Here is a 16,257-nt window from a genome sequence, read left to right as displayed (position 1 = left end):
CGGGCTTTGCATCGGCTGAATAAGCCGGTTTTAGTTGATCACTTCCGAACCAGCCTGGCCGACGGATTCAACGTCGCGACCAGCACCCTTGACGGTGTTGCAAGCGGTGACGAGGAGCGAGCTGGCGACAAGGGCCAGGGCCAGATATTTGCGAACCATAGGATATCTCCGAAATCAGCGGCGCACCAAAGCGATGCCACCCCTTTCCAAATGTTTGAAAAGCGAATCGGTTCCGCAACGAAATATCTGGAAATAAAAGAAAATGGGCTCGGACTTGCCACCGGGGGGGAGGGGGTTAGCAAGTCCGAGCCCGTGTCTTGGATAGCGAGAGCGGGGGGGCAAAAGGTCGCTATCCGAAGTATAAAACAAGCAAGGGTTCTGAAGGTTCCTTGAAAAAGAGGATTATTTTATTTTATTTTTTCAACCGCAATAATTGTTAGTTTTCAGTCGCCTGACCCTACATCATCCTGTGCGACGATCGGGATTTCCAGCGCAAACACGCCGTTTTCGAGATCGCGGTCGAAGGGGGAACGGAGCTGGCGGGACAAGCCTTCGAGCACGCGGCCATAGCGGCCTTCAAGGCCCGCCATCAGCGCCGGGGATCCGATCAGGGCGTCAGACCGCACTTCGAGCCGCGCCTTGCCCGGCACGGAGGCGGCGAGACTGATCGCCACGCGCGCATCGGGCAATGCCGTCATCGCCAGCTCGAACAGTTCGGTGAGCAGGAACGACACCGGCACGGCGACATCCTGACTCACATAAACGGGCTGGATATCGAGCGCCATCGTCGGCCCCGTCATCCCTTCCGACACCGAAGCGCGCAGCCCCTGTGCCAGTTCGCCGATCAGCGGGCGCAAGCCGACGCCGCGATTGTCCTCAAGTTCGGCGAAATGATTGCGGTGCACCACAGCGAGCGCATCGACGCGGCGCTGGATCGAGCCATAGGCGCGCGCCACCTCGGGATTGTCCACGCCGCGCGCGTGCAGATTGATCAGGCTGGCCACCACCTGGAGATTGTTTTTCACGCGGTGATGGACCTCGCGCGTCAGCCGGGTCTGCCGCGCCAGCCCTTCGGCAAGCTCGCCTTCATGCAGCGAGATCCGCTCGGTGATCGTGTGAAAAGTGTTCGCAAGTTGGCGCAGTTCGAAGGCGGGGGTCGTCATGCCCGCCAGCGAATCGACGATTTCACCGGGTCGATAGGCCGATACATCGCGTTCGAGCAGCTTGAGCGGCCTGATCAGCAGCCGGTCCACCACCGCCCAGCCGATGGCGGCGGCCGACGCCCACATGATCAAGGGCAGCAGGATGGCGAGAATTTCCGCCGCGCTGAAATCCTGCCGCGCCACGTTGATTTCGGCCGTCATCCCCGTGGTGCCGATGGGTGCGGACAATGTATCCGATCCCGCCATGCCGCCGCCGATGCTGCGCTCGGTCAACGCAGTGCGTTCGTCCTGATCCAGCAGGACGAAACTGTGATCGATATCGAAACCGCCCGGCGTGGCCAATTTGGTGAGCAGCGCGCGCGGATAATGCAGCACGCTTACGACGGACGCACTGGCGCTGCGCACCGTGATCGTCAGCCCCTCTTCATCGATCTCGAGATCATCGGGGGTATTGGGATCGAGCGGCAAAGTGCTGGGGCGCAATACGGCGATGGCACCCGCGCGGCAGACGGGTTCCGAAGCCGGGCCGAAGATGGCAAAGGGAGTTGCTTCTCCGCCTTGTGCCGCGATGATTTCAGTGATGCGCGGACAGATCGTAGGATCGTCGGGCCGGTCGATCACTGATTTCATGGCCACGCTCAGCGTCGCCATGTCTCCGGCAATGGTGGTGGCGATCTTGCGAGTGCTTTCCGTCAGCGCGATACGAACCTGCGCGCGGCGTTCCAAATCCGCCGTGCGGCTGGATTGGAGCGTGGCGAAAAAAGCGATCAGACCCAGCGGCAGCAGCGCCAGGCTGAGGATCAGGAACAGCTTGAACCCGGTCGAAAACCGGGCGAAACGCCCTTCGCGCGCCAGCGGATCATCCGTGGCGGCCTGCTTGGCGTCGATTGTCACTGATCTCAGCCGAGCTTGCCGAGCAGATCGAGCATTTCCTGAGGCACTGTCTCGTCGATGGTCCTTTGATAAATGTTACGCAGCGCCGTGCCGACATCGCTGTCTTTTTCCGACGGGCGAGACGAGGGCTTTTTGGCAGAGGGGCGCGTCGAATGTGCGGCGCTCTTATTGGTCTTACCGTTAGACACTGGACATTCTTCCCCCTGCGCATATGCGCTTGCAGACCCAAAACAGGGCATGACCCCATGCTCGCTCGCGACGGCGAACATCATGCCATGCGGCACACGTTATATTTCGTGTCCCGCGCATGAAACAAAAAACTCACTCGTTTGTTCCCACCGTTGCGCAAGTGTTTTTTCAGCGTCGGGGTGCGGGGAGCAGGGGGGTTGCTTTGATCCTTCCGTCCGCCCATCACGGCGCGACAGATTAGGAGCAATGAATAAATGTCGCTTGGTCAACAACTGGCACCGCATCTTCCCTTCTTGCGCCGCTATGCCCGCGCGCTCACCGGCAGCCAGGGCCACGGCGATGCCTATGTCCGCGCCACGCTGGAAGCGATTGTTGATGCGCCGGATCAGTTTCCGCGCGATGTCGATCCGCGGCTTGGTCTCTACCGCACCTTTCACGCGATCTGGTCGCCGGCCAATATGGAGCCCGATCTGATCGACGAGGGCGTTCATCAGCCCGAAGCGATCGCCCAGGCGCGTCTCTCGCGGATCACGCCGCTGTCCCGTCAGGCGCTGCTGCTGACGGCGATGGAAGGCTTCACGCCCGAAGACACGGCCTATCTGATCGAAGCCGAGACCGCTGAGGTCGAAGCGCTGGTGAATGAAGCGCTGGTCGAGATCGAGCGCCAGACCCGCGCGGACGTGCTGATCATCGAGGATGAGCCGATCATTGCGATGGATATCGAAACGATCGTGCGCGATCTGGGTCATGAAGTGACCGGCGTCGCCGTGACGCGTGATGAGGCCGTGGCGTTGGCGCGGGCGAAGCGACCGGGCCTGGTGCTGGCCGATATCCAGCTTGCCGACGATAGCAGCGGAATCGACGCGGTGAAGGATATCCTGGCCGAATTCAGCGTGCCCGTGATCTTCATCACGGCGTTTCCAGAGCGTCTGCTGACCGGCGAACGTCCGGAGCCGACCTTCCTGATCACCAAGCCTTTTCAGCGCTCGACGGTGAAAGCCGCCATCGCTCAGGCCCTGTTCTTCGATTCGGCTACGGTGCCGGCCTGAACTCATATCTTTGCGGTTCCATCCGTTGCAGTGACGGAACTTGTTGGCGCGGCGGGGCGTTTCCCCATCCGATGCGTATAAACAACAAGCGGGACCGCAGATCATGAGCGACGAGGAAATCCACATCTCGACAGAGGATGCGCGTGCAGGGGCGACCCCGCACATGACGCGTTATATCCTGGGCGTGTCCCTGGTGGCCGTGATCGTGATCTTCGCGATCATTCTGGCCTGGTAGTCGCACGCGCGCTGTCTTGATTTTATTGGCTGCAAGGAGGTTCGGGTGCTAGTTTCACAATCAGCGCCTTCGCCGGTTTTGTTCGTCCCGCGGGTTGGGGTAATGATGACACAGATTTCTTCCGATACGCCGAGACCGGACGATTTTGACGACGACGAGGATGAAATCCAGGAAGTCGTCGAACATGTCTCGCTGAGTGACGACGAGTTCAAGAAAGAGCTTGGCGCGGTGATCCCGCATTTGCGCGCTTTCGGGCGATCGCTCTCGGGCAATGCCGATCTCGCGGATGATCTGGTGCAGGAAACGCTGATGAAGGCCTGGGCGGCGCGCCTGCGCTTTCAGGCGGGCACCAACATGCGCGCCTGGACCTTCATCATTTTGCGCAATCTCTATCTCTCCCAGATGCGGCGCGCGCGGTTCAAGGGCGAGTGGGACGATCTGACTGCAGACAAGATTCTTGCGGCCCCGGCCAGCCAGGATCGGCATGTCGAACTTGCCGATATGCAGCGCGCGTTGCTGATGCTGCCCCAGCCGCAACGCGAGGCTCTGATCCTCGTGGGCGCCGGTGGCTTCGCTTATGAGGAAGCCGCCGATATCTGTGGTGTCGCGGTGGGCACGATCAAGAGCCGCGTGGCGCGCGGGCGCGTCGCGCTGGAGCAGATCATGAACGATAATTCGCTCGGCCCGCGCAGCGAGCATGAGGCTGATCCCAATCGCACCGCGCTCGATACGATCATGGAACAGGTGGAAGAACTCAGCCGGGACCGGTGAACCGACGTGGATCGCGAGCGTGGGGATTTTGCCCCTCGCCACCCCGATTCCGCGCTGCTATCGCGGCTGAATGGCCACCGACCCCATCGATCCCAATAAGCAGATCATTGACGCTCCTTTCGATACCGCGCTCTCGCAGCGGTATCTGGTCTATGCGCTGTCGACGATCACCGCGCGATCCTTGCCCGATGTCCGTGATGGTCTGAAACCCGTGCATCGCCGCCTGCTCTGGGCGATGCGGTTGCTCAAGCTCGATCCGGCGAGCGGGTATAAGAAATGCGCGCGCGTCGTGGGTGACGTGATCGGCAAATATCATCCGCATGGCGACCAGTCGGTCTATGACGCGATGGTCCGCCTCGCCCAGACTTTCTCGCTGCGCTATCCGTTGGTCGACGGCCAAGGCAATTTTGGCAATGTCGATGGCGATAACGCCGCAGCCATGCGCTATACCGAGGCGCGGCTGACGCTGGCGGCCAATGATCTGATGGCCGGGCTGGACGAAGGCACGGTCGATTACCGGCTGACATATAATGGCGAAGAGGAAGAGCCGGAGGTTTTTCCCGGGCTGTTTCCCAATCTTCTGGCCAATGGCGCGACGGGCATCGCGGTGGGCATGGCGACCAGCATCCCGCCGCACAATGTGGCTGAACTGATCGACGCATCGATGTTGCTGATCGATCAGCCCGAGGCCGACAATGCGCAACTCGTGCAATTCGTCAAAGGCCCGGATTTTCCGACCGGCGGCGTCGTGGTGGATAGCGCCGCCTCGATCGCCGAGGCCTACGCCACCGGGCGGGGCGGTTTCCGCGTGCGATCGCGCTGGGAAAAGCAGGATGAGGGACGCGGCACCTGGGTCGCGGTTGTCACCGAGATTCCGTATCAGGTGGGCAAGTCCAAGCTGATCGAGCAGATCGCGGCGCTGATCAACGACAAGAAATTGCCGATCCTGGCCGATGTGCGCGATGAATCGGATGCGGAAATCCGCATCGTGCTGGAGCCGCGCAGCCGCACGATCGATCCCGACATGCTGATGGAAAGCCTGTTCCGGCTGACCGAGCTTGAAACGCGCATCTCGCTCAATCTGAACGTGCTGGACGCCAATCGCACGCCGCGCGTGATGAGCCTGAAGGATGTGCTGACCGCATGGCTGGCGCATCAGATCGAAGTCCTCGTCCGGCGATCACAGCATCGCCTGTCCAAGATCGATGACCGGATCGAGCTGCTCGACGGCTATCTGATCGCCTTCCTCAACCTGGATCGGGTGATCGAGATCATCCGCTATGAGGATGAGCCCAAGGCCGTGATGATGGCCGAATTCGGGCTGACGGACCGCCAGGCCGAGGCGATCCTGAATATGCGGCTGCGGTCTTTGCGCAAGCTGGAGGAAATGGAAATCCGCAAGGAGCGGGACAGTCTGGATGAAGAGCGCAAGAGTCTCGCCGCGCTGATCGACAGCCCCGCGCGGCAGCGCACCCGGCTCAAAAAGGATCTGGCGGCGCTGCGCGAACGCTATGGCCCGGAAACCGCGCTCGGCAAACGCCGCACGGCGATCGAGGAAGCCGGCCCGGCGCGGGAAATCCCGCTCGAAGCGATGATCGAGCGCGAGCCGATCACTGTCATCATGTCCCAGCGCGGCTGGATCCGTGCCATGAAGGGGCATAGCGATCTGGGATCGGCGGATGCGCTGAAGTTCAAGGAGGGTGATGGCCCGGCCTATGCCTTTCACGCGCAGACCACGGACAAATTGCTGCTCGCGGCCGACAATGGCCGTTTCTATACGCTGGCCAGTGACAAGCTGCCCGGTGGGCGCGGCTTCGGGGAGCCGGTAAGACTGCTGATCGATATGGACGCAGAACTGGGCATCGTGAACCTGCTGCCCGCCACGGCCGGGGGCAAATTGCTGCTGGCGTCATCGGACGGGCGCGGTTTCGTGGCGACGATGGCGGATGCCGTGGCCGAAACCCGCAAGGGGAGGCAGCTTGTGAACGTGCGCCCCGGTGCCAAGCTGAAGATCGTGCGGTCGATCCCGGCCAGTGCCGATTACGTCGCGGCGATCGGGGATAATCGCAAGCTGGTGGTGTTCCCGCTGAATGAACTGCCGGAAATGGGGCGCGGGCAGGGTGTGGCGCTGCAGAAATATCGCGATGGCGGCCTGAGCGATGCCATCGCCTTCCGGTTCGAGGACGGCTTGAGCTGGGCCATGGGCGGGGATAGCGGCCGCACGCGGACCGAAAGCGATTTAACATTGTGGAGAGTCGCGCGCGGCGCGGCCGGACGTATGCCGCCCACCGGATTTCCGCGGGATAACCGCTTCGGTTGATCCCGTTCACATCATTGGTTTTACAAAGAATTTACCTAATTCGCTTTATGGCCAAGCCCCATGGTCGCGAAAACCCAAACCAGAGCGGCGCGACCGTCGAACCGCAGGGCGGGCATCCCCACCGCGCGCGCGCTCAATTTGCCGATTTGCGAAATGGCCGCGAACGCCGCCGATTCGAGACAGCAATTGCTGGACGCCCTGCCGATCGCGGCGGCAACCGTGGGCATCGAAGATGGCGTGGTCGTCATCGAATGCTCCAATCAGGTGTTCAAGCATTTCGAAAAGCCGCTGGCCTATGTGGACAATGATCAGGCGCTGATTCTCGATCGCAACGGGCTGGCGCGGCTGATCGAAGGTTTCCTGCGGACGGACGCCGCCAGCGGCGAATTCTTCTGGCACGATGGCGATGCGATTTCCGGTCGTCATTTCAATGTGAACCTCACACGCATTCATTCCGGACAGCCCGACCACCCGCGCTGCATGGTTTTTCTGCTCGATCGCACAGCCGAACTGCAGACCGAGACCAATTTGCGCCGGGAAATGCTGTCGGACAGCCTGACCGGCCTGCCCAATCGCGCTGGCTTTACCGAAATTCTGGAAGAGACGGCAGCGGGCGACGATCCGCATTTCGCCGTGTTGATCATCGATCTGGTCCGCTTCAGCCGTGTGAACGAGTGCATCGGCCCGATGGCGGGCGATGAACTCATCATCACGGTCGCGCGGCGTCTGGTCCATGCCTTGCGTGGTGGGGATCGGCTGGCGCGGCTGGGTGGCGATGAATTCGGCATTCTCGTCCGATTGGTCGATGGGCCGGGCGACGCGCTTCATGTGGCGCAGCGCGTGGGCGAAATCCTTGCCGCGCCCTGTCGCCTGTCGGAGCTGGAAATCTGCGTCGAGGCGAGCGTAGGCTGCGCGGTCTTCACCAGCGAGAGCGACGATGTGGAGGAACTGGTCCGTCATGCGCAATTCGCCCTGAAGCGCGCCAAGGTGACGGGCCGCACCGAGATTTACCAGCCGATCGCCTTTCGCAAGGCCCGGCAGCGATTCACGCTGGAAACCGAATTGCGCCGCGCGGTCGAGGGCGGCGGGCTGCACCTGGCCTTTCAGCCGCTGGTCGATCTGGAGACCGATCAGGTGACGGGTTTTGAGGCGCTGGCGCGCTGGAAAACCGAGGACGGGCGCGATATTTCGCCGACCGATTTCATTCCCGTGGCCGAGGAATCGGGCCTGATCGTGCCGATCGGACGCTGGGCGCTCGATTCGGCCGCGCGCACGCTGGCCGCATGGGATAAGCGCACGGGCCATACGCTGCCGGTGAAGATGAGCGTCAACCTGTCGGCGATCCAGCTTGCGCGCGACGATATGGCCGGGGCGTTGTCTCAGGTAATCGATCTGCACGGCATCGCCGGCAACCGTTTCACGCTGGAGCTCACGGAAAGTGCGATCATCGCCGATCCGGAGCGCGCCGTGCGTGTGCTCGATTCGCTCAAGGCGCTGGATGCGTCGCTGGCGATGGACGATTTCGGCACGGGCTATTCCAGCCTCACCTATCTCCAGCGTCTTCCGCTCGATATCCTGAAGATCGATCGCAGCTTCATCACGGGGATGCTGACCGACAAGAACAAGATCGCGATCGTCCGCGCCGTGCTGTCCCTGGCGGATGCATTGGGCATGAAGACCACGGCGGAAGGCATTGAAACCGTGGAACTTTCGCGCACCCTTGCTGCGCTTGGATGCGCCGTGGGGCAGGGCTTTTTCTATTCAGGTCCGCTCGATGAGACGGAAGCGTTCGACTATATGGTCTCACGCAACAATTGAGCCACGGCCTGGTCAGCGATCGCCGATACGCGCTCTTCCCCTGGAAACCCCTCGTCGATCCACTGCTGTTCCACCTGCTTTAGCGCGCGCGCCACGATCGGCCCGGCCTGCAGCCCGCGCGTTACCAATGCACCGCCACCGATCGGCAGGATCGGCCGAGGCATGTTTTGTATCGCATGAATTCGGGGCAGGGCGTCTTCGATCGGCGTGTTAGATAGCAGGAGACGATCGAGCGCGGCGTCCATGCCCCAGCGATAGAACATCTCCTCCGCACTGGTGCCATCATCCGCCAAGGCCGTGTCCACGCGCTTGCGAATCGCCTTGGAAAGTTTGAGCCGCGCCGCCACACCATCCGCGATCTTGCGATCGGGGGGGAGGATCGCGATGAAACGCCGCAACGCATCGGGCTTCGCACCGGCTGCGCTTTCCCGTGCGATGAGCGTCGCCAGGCGCTTGACCGCAGCCTCGCCAATCTCGGGCACGATCGGCTTGAAGATAGCGTGCGTCTGCATCGTAGCAAGCGTGGGCGCAGGATCGGGCAGGCCGAGCAGCTTGAGCAATTCGTCCGCAATGCGCTCGCGGGACAGCGCCATCATGTCGTTGGCGCGCGTTGCACAGGCGGCCAGCCCGTCCGCATCGGGCGCGCCCTTGCCGAAACGCGCGTGGAAACGGAAGAAACGCAAAATACGCAGATGATCTTCCGCGATCCGCTGCGCCGCATCGCCGATGAAGCGCACCCGGCCCTGCGCAAGATCCTCCACGCCGTCGAAATAATCGAGAATGTCTCCGGTCGCCGGATCGGCATAAAGCGCGTTGACGGTGAAATCGCGCCGCGCCGCATCCTCGCGCCAGTCATCGGAAAAGGCCACGGTCGCGCGGCGGCCATCGGTGGACACGTCCTGTCGCAGCGTGGTGACCTCCACCGGTCCGCCCGGCAGCAATGCGGTCACGGTGCCATGCGCGATCCCGGTGGGCACGGTCTTGATCCCGGCCTCCGCCAGCCGCGCGACCACGGTTTCCGGCCGCAATGCGGTGGCCACGTCCACATCCTGTACATCGACGCCCAGCAGCGTATCGCGCACCGCCCCGCCCACGAAGCGCGCATCGCCCAGAGCGCCGAACAGCCGGTCCAGCCCCTCGCGATGCCGCCAGGGCGCATCGGGCAGCGTCAATCCGCCCATTGCAGCCTCCGCGTGAGATTGACGATCATCGCCGCGGTCGCCCCCCAGATGCGGCGGCCCTCGAAGGTGATTTCATAATAATGCCGCTCGCGCCCCTGCCATTCCACGGCCTGCTCCAGATGATTGGCGGGTTCCAGCAGGAAGGACAGGGGGACTTCGAACACGTCTTCCACCTCTTGAGCATTGGGGGTGTAGACCAGATCTGGCGGCACCACGCCGATCACCGGGGTCACTTCATAACCGGTGATGGTACGATAAGGGTCGGTGATCCCGATGATCGTCACGGCGGCGCGGGGCAGGGCGATCTCCTCCTCGGCTTCCCGCAGCGCGGCACCGATCGGGCCATCGTCCTCCGGATCGATCCGCCCGCCCGGAAAGGCGATCTGGCCGGGATGCTGGCGCATGTTGGCGGGCCGCTGCGTCAGGATCACGCCGGGATCGGCGCGGTCCGTCACCGGGATCAGCACCGCGGCGGGTGTGACCAGGGACGTTTCCCCATCATCGACAACCACATTGTCACCGATCAGCAGGATGGGCGAATGGCGATGGCCATGTTCAAGCGCATGGTGCAGCCGCTCGACCAAAGTCATGCCGGGGTCCCGAACGGAAAGAACACGCCCTGGCTCCACAGGCCGGTCTGATCATCGTCCGATGCCAGCGCCAGATTGGCCAGTTCATACCACACGCTGCGCGCCACCAGCGCTTCCATGTTCCCGCGCACCATCAGATAAGGGTGCGGGCCATCGTCCCGACTTTCAAAGCGCAGCGGATGATCTTCGCCCGCCACCACCATGTCCCCGGTGTTCAGCCGGAAGGCGAGGATTGTGTCGCGGCCCTCGCCCTCGATCTTCACCTCGACCGCGACGAACGGCGCATCCTCCACTTCGATATCCAGCTTTTCGGCGGGCGTGACGAGCACATAGCCGCCATCGGCCTCGCGCCGCAAAATGGTGGAAAACAGGCGCACCATCGGCATCCGCCCGATCGGCGATCCCTGATGAAACCAGGTGCCGTCCCGCGCGATCCGCATCTCGCTATCCCCGCAATACGTGGGGTTCCAGCTTTCTACCGGGGGCAGGCGGCGTTCCTCCACCAGGCGCGCGATTTCGACGAGCGAGAGCGTGGAGAGGTCTTCGGGCGGGGGCGTGGTGGGCATGATAGGGTCCGATTAGGCGATCCTCTGCCCCAGCGCAAAGCGGATCAGCGTGTGGGATCCGGCAAAATCCGTCCGTGCTGCGGCACATTTTGCAGGAAACGCGCCCGGACGAGCAGGCGGCGGCGCTCCACCGGGCCATCCAATTCCCATCCTGCCGTGCCCTCCGCGGTAAAACCGAAGAAGCGGCCATAATATTCGGGATCGCCGATCATCATCAGCGGCGGCGCATCGGTGTCGCTGGCGGCCTTCAGCACGGCGCGCATCAGCATTTGCCCGATGCCAGAACGCTGGATCCCCGGCTCCACGGCAACGGGGCCGATCATCACCAGCGGTTCGTCCGCGATCTTCACGGGCCAGCTTTGAAGCGTCCCCAGCAGCGCGCCATCCATATCCACCGCGGCAAAGCTCAGCGCCGGGATCGCGCACGTCCCTTCGCGCAGCGCATAGGCCGGGCGCGTGCGGCGATCCGCACCGAAAGCGCGATCGAGCAAATCTTCCACCGCGGCGACAGGCACGCGATCGAGCGGGACGATTTCCGCCACGGGGCATTCCTTTCCGATGGGTAGAGGGCATGGACGGCAGGCGCGGCGGGCTTTAGCGGGTCTGGCAGGGATGAAAAGAGCGAATCGCCCGCTCACGCGCCAGGGAACATGATGCAGGACAGTCTTCAGCTCAGGGTTTTGGATCTCGAAGTGCCGGTTTTGACCGGCATCTATTCGGAGGAAACCCATCTGCCGCAGCCGCTCCGGATTTCGGTGATCGTCGATCTGGAATGTCACCCGCGTTATGATCCCGATACGCTGCTGTCCGCCTCGAAAAACTATATGGACCTCAAGCACGCGGCGATGGCCGCCCTGCCGGTGGATCAGCATTTCACGCTGGTCGAGGCCGTGGCCGATCATATTTGCGAAACGCTGATGGTGCAGGATCGCCGCGTGCAGCGCGTGCAGGTCGATATCGTGAAGCTCGCCATTGCCGAAAAAGACGAATCGATCGGGATTTCGCTGGTGAGGCATCGCCGATGAAGCTCGCTCTGGTCACGGGCGGTTGCCACCGGGTCGGCGCTGCGATTTCGGCGAAGCTGGCCGAAGAAGGCTGGACGCTCGCGCTGCACGCCCGGCACAATGCCTCGCCCGATCCGGCGCTGCTGACGCGGCTCGGCCAATGTGGCGCGGCATGGCACGGCTTTGTCGCCGATCTGGCCTATGAAGCCGAAATCGAGACGCTGGTGGGCCGGGTGACGGCGCATTTCGGGCAGGCACCCCATTTGCTGGTGAACAACGCTTCATTATTCGGGCAGGATGATCCCTCCAGCCTCACGCTCGGCGCGCTGGTCGATCATTTCACGGTCAATACAGCCGCCCCGGTGCTGCTGGCGCGTTCCGTCGCGGCATTGGCGACGTCTGCGCGCCGCGCGGTGATCATCAACATTCTCGATCAGCGCATCCGCAATCCGGTCGGCGATCAGGCGAGCTACACCATTTCCAAGCTGGCGCTGGCGGGCGCGACGGAGATGCTGGCGCGCGCGCTGGCCCCGGCCGCGCGCGTCTGCGCGGTCGCGCCCGGGCTCACCATGCCCACGGAAGACTATCTGCCAGCACAACTCGCCCGGCTGGAGCAGGCGATGCCGCTCGGCCTGCTGCCGGAGCCCGAGGATATCGCGGACGCCGTGGCCTATCTCGCCGCTGCCGAATCGGTGACGGGGCAGGTGCTGTTCGTCGATGGCGGGGCGCATCTGACCGCCTTCGAACGGGATTTCGTCTATCTTGGCAAAGACGCCGGCTGAAGCGCCGCTGCCCGATTGCGCGTGCAAACGCCCAATCCGTCGATCACCACGCGGTAATCCGCGCGCGCCTGATCGAAGATCACGGGATCGGCATTGTCCACGGCGCTCTCTGGCAGTTCGCGCGGCAGGAAGCAGGCAAGCCGATACCAGAGCAGGCTCTGCGGCTTGGGCGTGGCTGCCGATTCGTCCACGATCTCGCCCAAAGCGACTGCCCATCGCGGCCCCTGGCCGGGACGCCTGATGATTGAGAGCGATACGGGCTCGCCGCTGTCGGTAATGAGGAAGATCTGCGTTTCGCTTTCGCCCCGGATGGCCCCGGGAACGTGAAAGGCATGGCCCACGCGGGCGATTCGCGGCGCTGAACCGGGCGAAACCGCTTCGGAGATGATCGCACGCAGCGTCGCTTCGGTCTCGGCCGACCACGCCAATTGTGCATCAGGCGCGATCAATTGCAGGTCAGCCGGCTTGCCCGGGACAGGGCGTGCGAGAATCAGCACGCGGCTTTTTTTCAATTTTGGCGCTTTTCCTCGCGAATCCAGCCTCACATTAGCCACATAGCGGATACGCGGTGGGCTTCCACCGGCACCGCGAATCAGCGAAATGACGTCCGATTCGATGAGATATCGTGCAAATGCGGTTTGAACTGGGGTGGAAATTTCGTCTTTCATGCGGGTGGCCGAAACGATTTTCGCATCGATCACCACCGGGGCTGCAAGCGCCAGATCGGCAAGGTCCGCATAACTGCCCGCAATGGGGGCAGACATCGCCTGAGCGTTGCAAATACTGGGAAAACTCGTTGCAATCGCCAGCCCTAAAAATGCTATTCCATAGCGTCTCATATTCGCTCCATGACCGTGCTTTGCCCGTCATGCCAGAAGGCAGATGAACCTGCCATGCAACCCGTAGCGTCAGGGTGTCGTTCCAACGGAGACAAAAGCGTTTGCGTCGCCCCGCGGCTGGCGATAGACGTTGGGCTCTGCCTTAAGATACAATAAATCGTGGCAGGGCGGGTCTGTAAAAAATTCCGGGCGCAGTGCGTTCCCGGTGGCCATGTCCTGTCTGCAACCGAGTAAAGAAGGAGTGTCGTTCCTGGATGGCTTACGCTGATCAAAAGATGAGTTCGAGCCGTGTGATCGCGATCATTATCGTGGCGCTACTTCACGCGGTGCTCGGATACGCCTTCGTTACCGGACTGGCCTTTAACGTGGTCAAGAAGGTCGCGGCGGATATGGACGTGTTCGACGTTGAAGAACCGCCCCCCCCCGAGGAAGAACCGCCACCCCCGCCGCCCAAGCAGGATGTGCCCCCGCCGCCCGTCGTGACTCCTCCGCCGATCGTGCGGACGAACACGCCGCCGCCGCCGCAGATCCAGCAGGTCAACCGTCCACCGCCGCCGTCTCCGCCCCAGGTGGAAAAGCCGGCACCGCCGCCACCGCCTCCGCCCAAGCCCGGCATCGCCAAAAAGGCCGTGCAGCGCTCAGGTTCGATCAGCGATGACGATTATCCTTCGGCTGCCCAGCGTGCAGGCGATGCAGGTTCGACGACTGTGAACTACACCATCGGCGCGGACGGCAAGGTTTCCACTTGCGAAATCCGCAAGTCGAGCGGTTCGGGTTCGCTGGATGATCAGACCTGCAAGCTCATCAGGAGCCGCTTCCGCTTCAAGCCAGCGGAAGATGCCACGGGCAACAAGCTGTCGGAAAGCCGTACCCAAACGGTGACCTGGCGTCTGCCCAAGGACTGATACGCTTCCTCCCTTAAATTTCAGATATATTCTAAAAGGATCCAATCGAAATGTTCATCCAGATTGCAGCCGCGGCCGGAGCCGCTCCCGCCGCAGGCGAAAATCCCTATGGCCTGTTCGCGGCGCTTGAGCAGGGCGGCGCCATCGCATGGTCCGTGTTCATCATCCTCGTCGTGATGTCGGTCTTTTCCTTCTACATCATGTTCACCAAGCTGTTTGATCAGCAGAAGATCATGAACCAGGCAAAGCGCGTCCGCGCCGGTTTCTGGAACACGCCCAGCCTGAAGGAAGGCGCAGCCAAGCTCGACAAGAACAGCGCATATCGTCAGATCGTCGATGACGGCCTGATGGCGCAGGAGCAGCACGCCAAGCTGACCGATCCGGTCGAAGCGCATGATTGGCTTCATGGTTCGCTGGCTCGTTCGGAAGCCGCGATCAATTCGAAGCTCGGTGGCGGCCTCGCATTCCTGGCAACCGTGGGTGCAACCGCACCGTTCATCGGTCTGTTCGGCACCGTGGTCGGCATCTATCGCGCTCTCGTGAAGATCGGCGCATCCGGTCAGGCATCGATCGACGTCGTCGCCGGCCCGGTCGGTGAAGCTCTGATCATGACCGCACTGGGCCTGGTCGTCGCCGTTCCTGCCGTGCTTGCCTATAACTGGCTGCAGCGTCGCAACAAGTCGATCGCCGAAGACCTCAGCGCCTTCTCGAACGATGTTCTGGGCTATATGGCTTCGGGCGGCGCTGTGAAGCCTGCCGCCATGGTGCGCGCAGCCGCTGCCAAGGCACCGGTTGCTGCCGCAAAGCCCGTCACGACGACGGGTGGCGTGCCCCCCAAGGTCTGATTTACGGACAATCGGGCGGCGCGTATCCCTTTGCGCCGCCCGCCCCGTAATTCAGTCAGGAGACATCTCCTGCGGGATATGGCTCCAAGCGTAAGATAGGACGAATACATGGCAATGAGTGCTGGACCCGGTGGTGACGACGCCCCCATGTCGGACATCAACACGACGCCGCTCGTGGACGTCATGCTGGTGCTTCTCATCATCTTCCTGATCGCGATTCCGGTCGTGATCCAGACGGTTGACGTCAAGCTTCCCGAGGTGCGTCACGATCCGACGACGACGAAGCCGGAAAACGTTTCGCTTTCGGTCAAGGCATCGCCCAATGGCGCGTGTGAGGTTTACTGGAATTTGACCCAGGTCAATTCGCAGGAATTGCTGGATCGCGCCGTGGCCAAATTGAAAGCCGAGATCGACAAGAAGGGCGGACTGGAGAATTTCACCGCGGAAGATATGCCTGAAGCGCATATTCGTGGTGACGTGAACACGCCGTACCGCTGCATTGGCGGCACCATCTACACGATGCAGATGGCGGGCTTTGCCCGTGTGGGCTTCATCTCAGAGCCGCCGGCTGGCAGCTTTGTCGCCCAGCGTCTGTAATCGAGCGATCAGGAGTATTTCGAAATGGCAATGAGCGGCGGCAGGGAAGATGGCGAGCCGATGATGGAAATGAACACGACGCCGTTGATCGACGTCATGCTCGTTCTCCTCATCATGTTCATCATCACCATCCCGATCCAGACCCATGCGGTTAAGGTCGATCTTCCGGTCGATGATCCCAACCAGAAGAACAATCCACCGCCGATCCTTCCGGATATCAACAAGGTGGCGATCACGCCGCAGGGTGTGATCCTCTGGAATGCGTCGCCGATCGACAAGCTGACCCTGCGTCAGTATCTCGATCGCACCCGTGACATGGATCCGGAGCCCGAGCTCCATTTCCAGCCGGATGCCCAGGCGCGCTATGATACGGTGGATCAGGTTCTCTCGATCATCCGTAAATCGGAAGTGAACAAGATGGGTTTCGTCGGAAACGAGCAATACGCGAATTTCTGATCGATCCGATCGACGAACAATCAGGGCGGTCCTTCGGGGCCGCCTTTTTTGTT

At 62.1% G+C, this 16,257-nt stretch carries 19 protein-coding genes; 11 read left to right on the top strand and 8 right to left on the bottom strand.

Annotated elements, in window-relative coordinates; translation table 11 throughout:
• Positions 1–30: 30 nt before the first annotated feature.
• The 3 genes from FHS49_RS10245 to FHS49_RS10235 all read right to left on the bottom strand — a co-directional run bounded on the left by FHS49_RS10245 (position 31) and on the right by FHS49_RS10235 (position 2,329).
• Positions 31–159, bottom strand: coding sequence for an entericidin A/B family lipoprotein (locus FHS49_RS10245; protein ID WP_184018058.1), 129 nt, complete (start codon positions 157–159; stop codon positions 31–33).
• Between the two features lie 284 nt (positions 160–443).
• On the bottom strand, positions 444–2,057 hold the full coding sequence (locus FHS49_RS19885; RefSeq protein ID WP_184018056.1) for a histidine kinase dimerization/phosphoacceptor domain -containing protein: 1,614 nt from the start codon (positions 2,055–2,057) through the stop codon (positions 444–446).
• Between the two features lie 5 nt (positions 2,058–2,062).
• The gene (locus FHS49_RS10235; RefSeq protein WP_221240465.1) at positions 2,063–2,329 is read right to left on the bottom strand and encodes a hypothetical protein; all 267 of its coding nucleotides are present in this window, start codon (positions 2,327–2,329) and stop codon (positions 2,063–2,065) included.
• 171 nt (positions 2,330–2,500) lie between these two features.
• Here FHS49_RS10235 and FHS49_RS10230 point away from each other — a divergent pair, with 171 nt between their 5' ends.
• The 5 genes from FHS49_RS10230 to FHS49_RS10215 all read left to right on the top strand — a co-directional run bounded on the left by FHS49_RS10230 (position 2,501) and on the right by FHS49_RS10215 (position 8,439).
• On the top strand, positions 2,501–3,295 hold the full coding sequence (locus tag FHS49_RS10230; protein WP_184018054.1) for a response regulator: 795 nt from the start codon (positions 2,501–2,503) through the stop codon (positions 3,293–3,295).
• A 103-nt stretch (positions 3,296–3,398) separates the two neighbouring features.
• Entirely contained in the window at positions 3,399–3,530 is a 132-nt protein-coding gene (locus tag FHS49_RS19835) for a hypothetical protein (RefSeq protein ID WP_281397064.1), read from the top strand.
• A gap of 102 nt (positions 3,531–3,632) precedes the next feature.
• Positions 3,633–4,301 (top strand): sigma-70 family RNA polymerase sigma factor, encoded by a 669-nt coding sequence (locus FHS49_RS10225; protein WP_425502680.1) that lies wholly within the window; start codon positions 3,633–3,635, stop codon positions 4,299–4,301.
• 70 nt (positions 4,302–4,371) lie between these two features.
• The gene (gene parC / locus FHS49_RS10220) at positions 4,372–6,621 is read left to right on the top strand and encodes a DNA topoisomerase IV subunit A (protein WP_184018052.1); all 2,250 of its coding nucleotides are present in this window, start codon (positions 4,372–4,374) and stop codon (positions 6,619–6,621) included.
• 153 nt (positions 6,622–6,774) lie between these two features.
• The gene (locus tag FHS49_RS10215) at positions 6,775–8,439 is read left to right on the top strand and encodes a putative bifunctional diguanylate cyclase/phosphodiesterase (RefSeq protein ID WP_184018050.1); all 1,665 of its coding nucleotides are present in this window, start codon (positions 6,775–6,777) and stop codon (positions 8,437–8,439) included.
• Here the strand turns inward: FHS49_RS10215 and FHS49_RS10210 are convergent.
• From FHS49_RS10210 to FHS49_RS10195, 4 genes are read right to left on the bottom strand one after another with little or no spacing between them, the layout of a single operon-like run.
• A complete protein-coding gene (locus FHS49_RS10210; RefSeq protein WP_184018048.1) occupies positions 8,415–9,620 on the bottom strand; it encodes a CCA tRNA nucleotidyltransferase in 1,206 nt (401 codons plus the stop codon). The two genes, FHS49_RS10215 and FHS49_RS10210, sit on opposite strands and share 25 nt — an antisense overlap.
• A complete protein-coding gene (locus tag FHS49_RS10205) occupies positions 9,608–10,210 on the bottom strand; it encodes a CoA pyrophosphatase (protein WP_184018046.1) in 603 nt (200 codons plus the stop codon). The genes FHS49_RS10210 and FHS49_RS10205 overlap by 13 nt, the downstream gene beginning before the upstream one ends.
• Positions 10,207–10,776 (bottom strand): DUF1285 domain-containing protein, encoded by a 570-nt coding sequence (locus tag FHS49_RS10200; protein ID WP_184018044.1) that lies wholly within the window; start codon positions 10,774–10,776, stop codon positions 10,207–10,209. The genes FHS49_RS10205 and FHS49_RS10200 overlap by 4 nt, the downstream gene beginning before the upstream one ends.
• A 44-nt stretch (positions 10,777–10,820) precedes the next feature.
• Positions 10,821–11,318, bottom strand: a complete 498-nt coding sequence (locus tag FHS49_RS10195) for a GNAT family N-acetyltransferase (RefSeq protein ID WP_343052955.1) — start codon at positions 11,316–11,318, stop codon at positions 10,821–10,823.
• Positions 11,319–11,429: 111 nt separating this feature from the next.
• Here FHS49_RS10195 and FHS49_RS10190 point away from each other — a divergent pair, with 111 nt between their 5' ends.
• The gene (locus FHS49_RS10190) at positions 11,430–11,801 is read left to right on the top strand and encodes a dihydroneopterin aldolase (RefSeq protein WP_184018040.1); all 372 of its coding nucleotides are present in this window, start codon (positions 11,430–11,432) and stop codon (positions 11,799–11,801) included.
• A complete protein-coding gene (locus FHS49_RS10185; RefSeq protein ID WP_184018038.1) occupies positions 11,798–12,562 on the top strand; it encodes an SDR family oxidoreductase in 765 nt (254 codons plus the stop codon). Before FHS49_RS10190 ends, FHS49_RS10185 begins: the two co-directional genes overlap by 4 nt.
• Here FHS49_RS10185 and FHS49_RS10180 read toward each other — a convergent pair.
• Positions 12,538–13,326, bottom strand: a complete 789-nt coding sequence (locus FHS49_RS10180) for a hypothetical protein (protein ID WP_184018036.1) — start codon at positions 13,324–13,326, stop codon at positions 12,538–12,540. The two genes, FHS49_RS10185 and FHS49_RS10180, sit on opposite strands and share 25 nt — an antisense overlap.
• A 329-nt stretch (positions 13,327–13,655) precedes the next feature.
• Here FHS49_RS10180 and FHS49_RS10175 point away from each other — a divergent pair, with 329 nt between their 5' ends.
• The 4 genes from FHS49_RS10175 (at position 13,656) to FHS49_RS10160 (ending at position 16,204) form a co-directional block, all read left to right on the top strand.
• Entirely contained in the window at positions 13,656–14,306 is a 651-nt protein-coding gene (locus tag FHS49_RS10175) for an energy transducer TonB (protein WP_184018034.1), read from the top strand.
• Positions 14,307–14,356: 50 nt separating this feature from the next.
• The gene (locus tag FHS49_RS10170) at positions 14,357–15,151 is read left to right on the top strand and encodes a MotA/TolQ/ExbB proton channel family protein (protein WP_184018032.1); all 795 of its coding nucleotides are present in this window, start codon (positions 14,357–14,359) and stop codon (positions 15,149–15,151) included.
• Between the two features lie 108 nt (positions 15,152–15,259).
• Positions 15,260–15,748, top strand: coding sequence for an ExbD/TolR family protein (locus tag FHS49_RS10165; RefSeq protein WP_184018030.1), 489 nt, complete (start codon positions 15,260–15,262; stop codon positions 15,746–15,748).
• A 24-nt stretch (positions 15,749–15,772) separates the two neighbouring features.
• Positions 15,773–16,204, top strand: a complete 432-nt coding sequence (locus FHS49_RS10160; protein ID WP_184018029.1) for an ExbD/TolR family protein — start codon at positions 15,773–15,775, stop codon at positions 16,202–16,204.
• Positions 16,205–16,257 lie beyond the last annotated feature (53 nt).

The sequence above is a fragment of the Sphingobium boeckii genome (genome assembly GCF_014199215.1).
Lineage (GTDB): Bacteria > Pseudomonadota > Alphaproteobacteria > Sphingomonadales > Sphingomonadaceae > Sphingobium_A > Sphingobium_A boeckii.
Note: the sequence above shows the minus strand (reverse complement) of the source record. Positions and strands in the feature narration are given on the sequence as shown.